This is a genomic window from Thiomonas sp. (assembly GCF_034007205.1).
Classification (GTDB): Bacteria; Pseudomonadota; Gammaproteobacteria; order Burkholderiales; family Burkholderiaceae_C; genus Thiomonas.
In genome coordinates this window covers 1-8,045 of sequence record NZ_JAVERI010000034.1, presented here as the reverse complement: position 1 = coordinate 8,045, position 8,045 = coordinate 1, and the positions used below count along the sequence as shown (strand labels likewise).

Annotated in this window: 3 protein-coding genes; all 3 read right to left on the bottom strand. The window is 68.2% G+C overall.

From position 1 onward, the window contains the following. Positions 1 to 127: 127 nt before the first annotated feature. The 3 genes from RBR52_RS15120 to RBR52_RS15110 all read right to left on the bottom strand — a co-directional run bounded on the left by RBR52_RS15120 (position 128) and on the right by RBR52_RS15110 (position 7,952). Positions 128 to 4,642 (bottom strand): EAL domain-containing protein, encoded by a 4,515-nt coding sequence (locus RBR52_RS15120; protein WP_320378103.1) that lies wholly within the window; start codon positions 4,640 to 4,642, stop codon positions 128 to 130. Between the two features lie 509 nt (positions 4,643 to 5,151). Then, positions 5,152 to 6,681 (bottom strand): methyl-accepting chemotaxis protein, encoded by a 1,530-nt coding sequence (locus RBR52_RS15115; protein ID WP_320378102.1) that lies wholly within the window; start codon positions 6,679 to 6,681, stop codon positions 5,152 to 5,154. A gap of 305 nt (positions 6,682 to 6,986) precedes the next feature. Next, positions 6,987 to 7,952 carry a chemotaxis protein gene (locus tag RBR52_RS15110; protein WP_320378101.1) on the bottom strand — a complete coding sequence of 322 codons (966 nt, stop codon included), beginning with the start codon at positions 7,950 to 7,952 and terminating at the stop codon, positions 6,987 to 6,989. Positions 7,953 to 8,045 lie beyond the last annotated feature (93 nt).

Genomic DNA, 8,045 nt, shown 5'->3' with positions numbered 1-8,045 from the left:
AACCTTATCCGGACTTCACGATGGCCACCCCCATCACCAGGGACGACCGGTGCGGTGAGCTGCTCCGGGCTACGCCCTTCGCAGCTCACCGCATCAAAGACTTACACCACGCCCGGGGACATTACCTTCACAATGTCCCGGCCGGATTCCAATCGGCCCGATGGCGCTGCGCATTTTCACTCAGCCATTGCCGAGCGCGTTGGCCCAGATGGGTGCGCGGCGCAAAGGACTGGGTCTGCCAGCGAAAGGTTTGCAGCCAGGCGGGCACTTCGCTGGCGGGCATGGGCCGCGCCAGGGCGTAGCCCTGCCCGGTGTCGGCGCCCAGTACGGCGGCGACTTCCACCAACGCCGGGGTTTCCAGGCCTTCGACCACCACCTTCAGGCCGAGCGCCTGCGTCATGTGCACCAGTGCGCCGATGAAGCCGATCATGCCGTCGGCATCGGCCTGCGCCTCCGAGGAAATCTGCCGCACCAGTCCCTGATCGATTTTCACCGTGTCGAACGGCAGGGTGCGCAGCCGCAGCAGGCTGCTGTAGCCGCTGCCCAGATCGTCCATGACCAGCCGCGCGCCTGTGGCGGCCAGGCTGTGCACGGCGCGGTCGCGTTCGGCGTCGTTCTGGAAATCGGCGTCTTCCAGGATTTCCAGCTTCAACCGCTCGGGCGCGATGCGCCGGGTGCGCAGGGCATCAAGCACCCAGCTTGCCGCTTCGGGCATGAGCATCACTTCGAGCGGCAGATTGATCGACAGGTCGAGATGCTGCCCGGCAGCGTCCACGGCGTCCCATAGTGCCAGTTGGCCCAGCGCCTGCTCCAGCCCGAGGGTGAACAGGCGAGTGAGCTCGGACGCGCCGAAGGACGGCAGAAACTGCCCCGGGCCGATCAGCCGCCCATCTTCGAGCCGCAGCCGGGCCAGCGCCTCCATCGCCGTGGGCTGGCCGCTGTGCAGATCGACCAGGGGTTGATAGTGCATTTCCAGCCCGCCGCTGAACAGCCGGTGGCGCCAGGCGCGGCGGTCGTGCGCCGACAGCAGGGCAGTTTCCTTGCGGGTCATCATGCCGTAGAGCCCGCGCTCGAACAGTTGTTCGAGGCCGCGCAGGAAGCTGTGCATGCTCTGGGTCTCGAATTGACCCGGGTAGCGCCCGTACACACCCAGCACGGCCACCATGCGGCCGCGGCTGTCTTTCACCGGCACTGCGGCCGAGCTGCGGATGCCCACGCCGTGTGCCGCCGTGCGCCAGGGCGCCATGCGCGGATCGGTGACATAGCTGACGTTGGTCTCGATCTGTTCGCTGCGCCAGCAGCGCGGGTGCGGGGTCTGGCCAAACGGGCTTTGCGGGTCGATGGTCAGAGCGGCCATGTTCAGCTTCCCCAGCGCATCCCAGTAATCGTCGAAGGCGCCGGCGGTGAACTCGGGGATCAGCTCGCCCTGCGCGCCGGGTTTGTAGAGGACCGTGGCGGCGATGCCGGGCAGGTCGGCGACCGAATCGAGCACGGTGCGCGCCAGATCGGCCCATTGCGTCAGATCGGGCTGCATCTGCTCCAGCGCGTACACAGCCTGTTGATACTGCTCGCGCAGCGCCTGCGCGCCATCGCCTTGCCATTGCATTTCGCGCTGCAGCCGTTCGGTGACCACCTGGTTCAACACCATGCGATCGGCGCCGCGCACCGGGGCTTCGCGCAGCGTGTCGTGCAGGGTTTGCAGATACCGGCCGAAGCTGTTGACCAGCGCCCCGGCGCCGACCCCCGCCAGGGCGTGTATGCCGCCGATGCGCCGCGCTTCTTCCTGATGCGTCTGCGCCGACAGGCCGGGCTGCATGATTTGCAGCAGGTGGGCCTGCTGCTGGCGGCGCAGACGGGCGGATTCTTCCGCGGACAGGGCGGCGAGCAGCGCGGCCGACTCGGGGTCTTGCCCCAGGGCGGAATAAAAGCGCTCGATGAAGGTGGCGGCGTTGCGCTGCAGCGCATCGCCGATCAGTCCGAGCAGGCGGCTGGCGGCTTCGCCATACGGATCGACAGGAACCGGCAGTTCGGCCGGCTGGGTTGCGGCCTGCTCCACGCCTTCGCCCCAGACCTGCCACCAGGAGCTGCGGTCGGCCTTGTGCGCCTTGCTGGCGTACAGCGCGGCGTCGGCGTGGCGCAGCAGCACCTCGGGCTGTGCATCGTCGGTCGGGTAGAGGGTCAGCCCCAGACTCATGCCCACCCTGGCCAGCACGCCGTCGCCCAGATCGAACGGGGTTTCGACGGCGCCGTGAATGCGGTCGAGCACGATGGGCAGGTCGTCGGCCTGCGCCACGTCTTCGAGCACCAGCACGAACTCGTCGCCCCCCAGCCGGGCGACCAGATCGGTCTCGCGCACGGCAGAGCGCAGGCGCTCGGCCAGTTGGCGCAGCAGCTCATCGCCCGCGGCATGGCCGTGGGTGTCGTTGACGGGCTTGAAGTCGTCCAGGTCCATCACCCCCACGGCCAGCAGGTTCTTGTGACGCCGCGCACGCGCCATCGCCAGCGGCAGGTGATGTTCGAGGGCCAGGCGGTTGGGCAGGCCGGTGAGGGCGTCGTGACGGGCCAGATGCCGCTGCTGCGCCTGCTCGGCTTCGAGATCGGCCTTGAGGTCGATTTCGGCGAGCGCCTGCTCGATCAGCTTGCCCACCCGGCGCAGCAGGGCATGCAGGCCGTCGTCAAGATCGTCGCGGTTGAGCAGCACCAGCACCAGCACCGCCCAGCGCGCGCCGCCTCGGCGCAGCGGCAGGGCCAGGGCGAGCTGGCGCCATCCCGGCAGGGCGTACTCGGCCCAGGGTTGCAGCAGGGGCGATTGCGGGTCGATCTCTTGCGCCTCCTCCGCAGTGTGCCAGGCGCGCGCCAGGGCGTGGGTCATGGTCGAGCCGACCGTCAGCGGCGGCGACTGGGCGGCCAGCAGGTCCCGCGCGTGGCCCCCGGCGGCGAGCGGATGCACCCGCTCGTGCCCATCGGGCTGCGCCACCCACACCGCGGCGAACAGGCCGGTTTCCAGCAGCCGGGTGCAGGTGCTCTCCAGCACTTCGGTATCGCGGCGCGCGCTGATCAGGATGTCGATCTGCGCCAGTATGGAGCGAACCAGTTCCTGCTGGCGCTGACGGCTTTCGCGCTCCAGGCGTTCGGCCTCGGCCAGGTGCAGACGATCGAGCCCGCGGCCCAGGCTGCGGGCGAGCTCTTCGAGCAGTCCGCGCTGGTCGCGGGTGATGCGCCCTGTGCTTGCACGGTAGATGCTGAACACCGCGTTGATTCTCCCCTGCCGCAGCACCGGCAGCGCCGCCACGGTGCGCAGGCCGAAACGCTGCATGCGATCGGCCCAGGGCCCCAGCAGTTGCAATGAGCGTTTGTCATGCACGAACACGGGTGCCGCCTCGCGCCAGACGCTGCCGAAAGGGCCCTGGCCGCAGGTCTGGTCGGCATGGATGCACAGGTGCAGGCCGTCGAGATAGCCGGTGCGGCCCGCCGCGGCGACGACGTACGCCTGTCCGCCGGCGTCGGGCCGGCCGATCCAGGCCAGCGTCATGCCGCCCGCAATCACGCTGATTTCGCAGATGCGCTGGAACAGCGCGGTTTCGTCGGCTGCTTCGGCCACCACCTGGTTGGCTGCGGCCAGCGCGGCGTTGATCTGCGCCAGCCGGTGCTGGCGTTCCAGACTGCGGCTGATGCGCAGGCCGCCAACAATCTGCAGCGCGATGAGCAGCGCCCAGGCGAGCAGCGTCGGCCAGGCCTGGTGCCACCACAGCCCGGCGAGCGCGCTGGCGGGCAGGCTGGCGAAGGCCACGATGTCCAGGCCGCGCAGCCGTTGAAAAGCGCCGATGAGCTGCGCGCCGCCGACCGCCTGCACCGGCCCCTGAAAGATGCCGCTCGTCTGCCCGGGGTGTTGGCGCATCAGCCTCGCCAGCGCGCCGCGCGCCGGGGCGCGGGCCAGCCCCGCCTGGGTTTGCGGCAGCGGCTCGGGCAGACGCGCGAGCAGATAGCCGTCGCCGCGCAGCAGGCCGACGGCGGGCACCCAACGGCCTTTTTCATCGAAGCTCGACAGCGCATGCTGCAGATCTTTCAGCACACCGGGCAGGGCGACATCGAAAATCAGCATCACTTCGGGATGCGGCGCGTCGGGGCTCAGGGTGAGGGCACAACGTGCCGGGGTGATGCGTTTTGAGGGCTCCAGCGGATCGGGCTGCGGCAGGCCGATCTGGATGCGCCCCGGCATGTGCAGCGCCTGGGCAAAACCAGGGAGGGAGGCGTAGTTTGACGCCGCCGGCGGTCGGGCTGAGCGGGCCGGTTGCTGCGCGAGCAATTGCCCCCGAGACGACACCAGCGTCACGTCCTGGATGAAGGGCATGAGCGCGTTCATTTCGCGCATCCACGGCACGGGCGCGTCGAGCAGGCCGGGGTTGTCGTGCAGTTGCCGCTGCGCCACGCTGCAGGTGGTCTGAAGCTGCTCGAAACGCTGGTTCATGGCATCGGCCCAGAACGTGGCTTCGCTCTGCAGGATTTGCTCGATGCCGCTGCGGTTGCGCTCCCAGCTTGCCCACAGCACCGCGCCCAGCGCGAATGCCAGCACGATGTTGGCGAGAATGACGCCCATCAGAATGCGGCGGCGTTCGGTCTGGAAACGGGAGTTGTGCGGCATAGGGAGAGGCGGCGGCAAACTGGCATTACAGCATTCGACTTGCCTACGTCGGCGGGGCAGGGCTGCAGACATGGCCCAAACGTGAGAAAAAAGTCACAAACTTCAACCGGAGCTTCGTCGCCACCTCAATCATCAGCGCTTGACTCTCGGGGCGGCTGCGGCGAGGGGCCTTGCCTTGGCGCGCGCGCCCTCACCCCAACCCTCTCCCAGGGGGAGAGGGGGCTGCTCTGCTCCTCCCCCACGGCGTGGGGGAGGTTGGGAGGGGCATCCGAAGGAAGCGCGAAGCGCTGTTCTCACCTCCCCCACTTGCTGGGGGAGGTTGGGAGGGGGATGCCCGCCTGAAGTCGGTTCTGCGGCGGGGGCGCTGCCTTGGCGCGCGCGCCCTCACCCCAACCCTCTCCCAGGGGGAGAGGGGGCTGATCTGCTCATCCCCCACTCGTGGGGGAGGTCGGGAGGGGGGTGTCCAACCCGCCGCGCCATCATCCCATGTTCTAACGAACAATCCGGGTTCAAACAAACGCCAGCCGCACCGCGCCCCAGTGACGCCCGCCCACGTTCACCGGGCGCGACAGCTCCTGCATGATCTCGCCGGTATCGCGGGCATAGACCTGCAGCAGATAGGGGTTGGTGTTTTGCGCGGCGGCCAGGCCGACCGGGTCGTTGAACAGCCGCATCGAGCGGTTGCCCGCCAGGTCGGTGGCGTAGTCGCCGGTCAGCGGGCGGTCGAACACGCTGTTGTGCGCGGCGGCGTAGCCGTTGCGATCGACCAGCAGGGCGAAGCGGTAGTGCTCGCTTTGGCCCAGCCAGGCGTCTTCGATGGGCTGGATGCGGGTTTTGACGAATTCGGTGAAGCGGGTGCGGAATTTCTGCGGATTCGTGCCGGGCACGGGTTCGTACTGCTCGTCCCAAAGAGCATCTTCGCTTATCGCGCCGCTGGCCAGCGCCTGCGCCAGCGCGGCTTCGATCTCGGCGCACGCGGCGTCGAGGTCGCGCATGACCTGGCTGGTCTTGGAGGCGGTGACGAACTGCGTGGCCGCCTCGAACAGAGTCTGGCTGGCATCGAGCGACTGCTGCACTTCGTCGGCAATGCGCTCGCTGGTGGCGAGGGTCTGGTTGGCGCTGGCCTGCACCGTGCTGGAGAGCGCGGCGAACTGGCCTTGAATGGCACGCACCGCGTCCACCTCGTGGCCGAGCTGGGCGTGGACCTGGTTCACGCCGCTGTTCATCGCCTCGATGCTGCGGGCGATGTCCTGGAAATTGGACGACATGGCCGTGGCCAGCGCCTTGCCGCTGTCCATCTGGGTGGCGAACTGCGCGGTCGATTGCGTCACCGCCTGCAGGCTGCGGCTGACTTCGGCGGCGAAGGTGGCGATGCTCTGCACCGATTGCTGCGTGTTCATCGCCAGCTTGCGGATTTCTTCGGCCACGACGGCAAAGCCGCGCCCGGCCTCGCCCACGCGCGCGGCTTCGATATTGGCGTTGAGCGCGAGCAGGCTGGTTTTTTGCGCGATGTCCTTGATGACCTGCGTGACCGCGGTGACCTGCGCAAAACCCTTGCCCAGCGCCTGGATTTCCGTCTGGTTTCGGCTCGTGGTCTGCGCCAGTTGTTCGAACACGGCATTGGCCTCATGCGCCTCGCGCGCCCCGCGGGTGCTCAGCAGGGTGATGCTCTGCGAATCGGCCCGCAGCGCCTCGGTCTGGCCCTGCACGCCTTTGATGCCGCGAATGAATTTTTCCAGGCTCTCGCCCATGACGTCGATGCGCTCGGTCTGCTCCTTGGCGTACCGCTGCGCGTCCTGCGTGGCGGTGCGCGCCTCGAAGCTGATGCGCGCAATGCGATAGGCCACGCCGGTGGCGTTGTGCGTGGTGGTGTCCACCAGATGCGTGACCAGGGCGAGGAATTCGCCCAGCCCCGTGCCGCAGCCTTGCGGCGGTGCTTGCCGCAAGTCCACCGGGCGCTGGCTGAGCAGGTGTTCCAGAAATTCGGCGGGCTCGCTCCTCCCCCATGGCGTGGGGGAGGCTGGGAGGGGGCTCCCCACGTCCCCCGGTGGCTCGGTGCCGCGCGCGCCCTCACCCCAACCCTCTCCCGGAGGGAGAGGGGGCTGATCTGCTGCTGCGCGGGGTGGGGGAGCGACCGATTGCTCCTCCCCCACGGCGTGGGGGAGGTTGGGAGGGGGATGACTGTCCCCCGGTGGCTCGGCGGCGGGGGCATTGTTGGCCCCCACGCTCGCGTTCGCTCGCTGCCCCCCGAGGAGGCTGCCCCCGCCTGGAGGCGGCTCTGCGGCGGGGGCATCGGACAAGGTCGGGGTATCCATCGGTCAGGTCTTTCAGGGAAATGCCGCGATCAGGCGTGAGCCGCGATCGCCTTGCGGATGGTCTGCCCCAGTTCCTCGGCGACGAACTTGGCCACATAGGCGTCGGCGCCCACGCTGCGGGCGTGGTCTTCGTTGGCCGAGCCCGACAGCGAGGAGTGGATGACCACGGGAATGTTCTTGAAGCGCTCGTCCTGCTTGATTTTCCGGGTGAGGGTGAAGCCGTCCATCTCGGGCATTTCCAGATCGGTCAGCACGAGCTGCACCTTGTCCTCGACCCGTTTGCCCTCCGCTTTCGCTTCGCGCGCCAGGGCCTGGATGCGCTCCCAAGCCTCCTTGCCGGTCTTGGTGCTGATGAAGGGGGCGTGCAGCGACTGCAAGGTCTTCTCGATCTGGGTGCGGGCGACGAAGGAGTCGTCGGCGGCGAGGATGACCGCGCCGGGCTTGAGCCCCAGCGCGGTGCCCACGGGTTGGTCGTCCCTGACTTCATGCACCCGCGAGGGCAGCACGTCGCGCAGCACTTTTTCGACATCGAGCACCAGCGCCAGCCGGGTGGTCTGGTCGTCTTCCAGCCGGGCGATGCTGGTGACCATGCCGCCCACGGCGTTGGCTTCGGCGGAAAGCACCTTGCCCCATTCCAGCCGGACGATTTCCTCGACCTCTTCCACGGCGAAGCCCTGCACCGAGCGCTCGTACTCGGTGACGATCAGGATGTTCAGCCCGGTCCTGGGAGTGCAGCCGACCACGCCCGGCAGGTCGATTACCGGAATGATCTGCCCGCGGATATTGGCCACGCCCAGCACATGCGCGGGTGCGCCGGGCATCACGGTGACCTGCGGCATCACCAGCGCCTCGCGCACCTTGAACACATTGATGCCGAACAGCTCGCGCCGCGACGATTGGTTTTCTTCTCCCAGGCGAAACAGCAGCAGTTCGAACTTGTTGGTGCCGGCGAGGTTGGAGCGCTCGTCGACTTCTTGCAATACGGAGGAGTTCATGGTGGGGTCCTGGTCAGTGGTCAGTGGTCAGTGGTCGGTGGTCGGTGGTCGGTGGTCGGTGGTCGGTGGTCAGTGGTCGGTGGTCGGTGGTCG

Bases quoted from the DNA above. Each gene is read 5' to 3' on its own strand.
- RBR52_RS15110 (WP_320378101.1), bottom strand. From the start codon at position 7,952: ATGAACTCCTCCGTATTGCAAGAAGTCGACGAGCGCTCCAACCTCGCC.
- RBR52_RS15120 (WP_320378103.1), bottom strand. From the start codon at position 4,642: ATGCCGCACAACTCCCGTTTCCAGACCGAACGCCGCCGCATTCTGATG.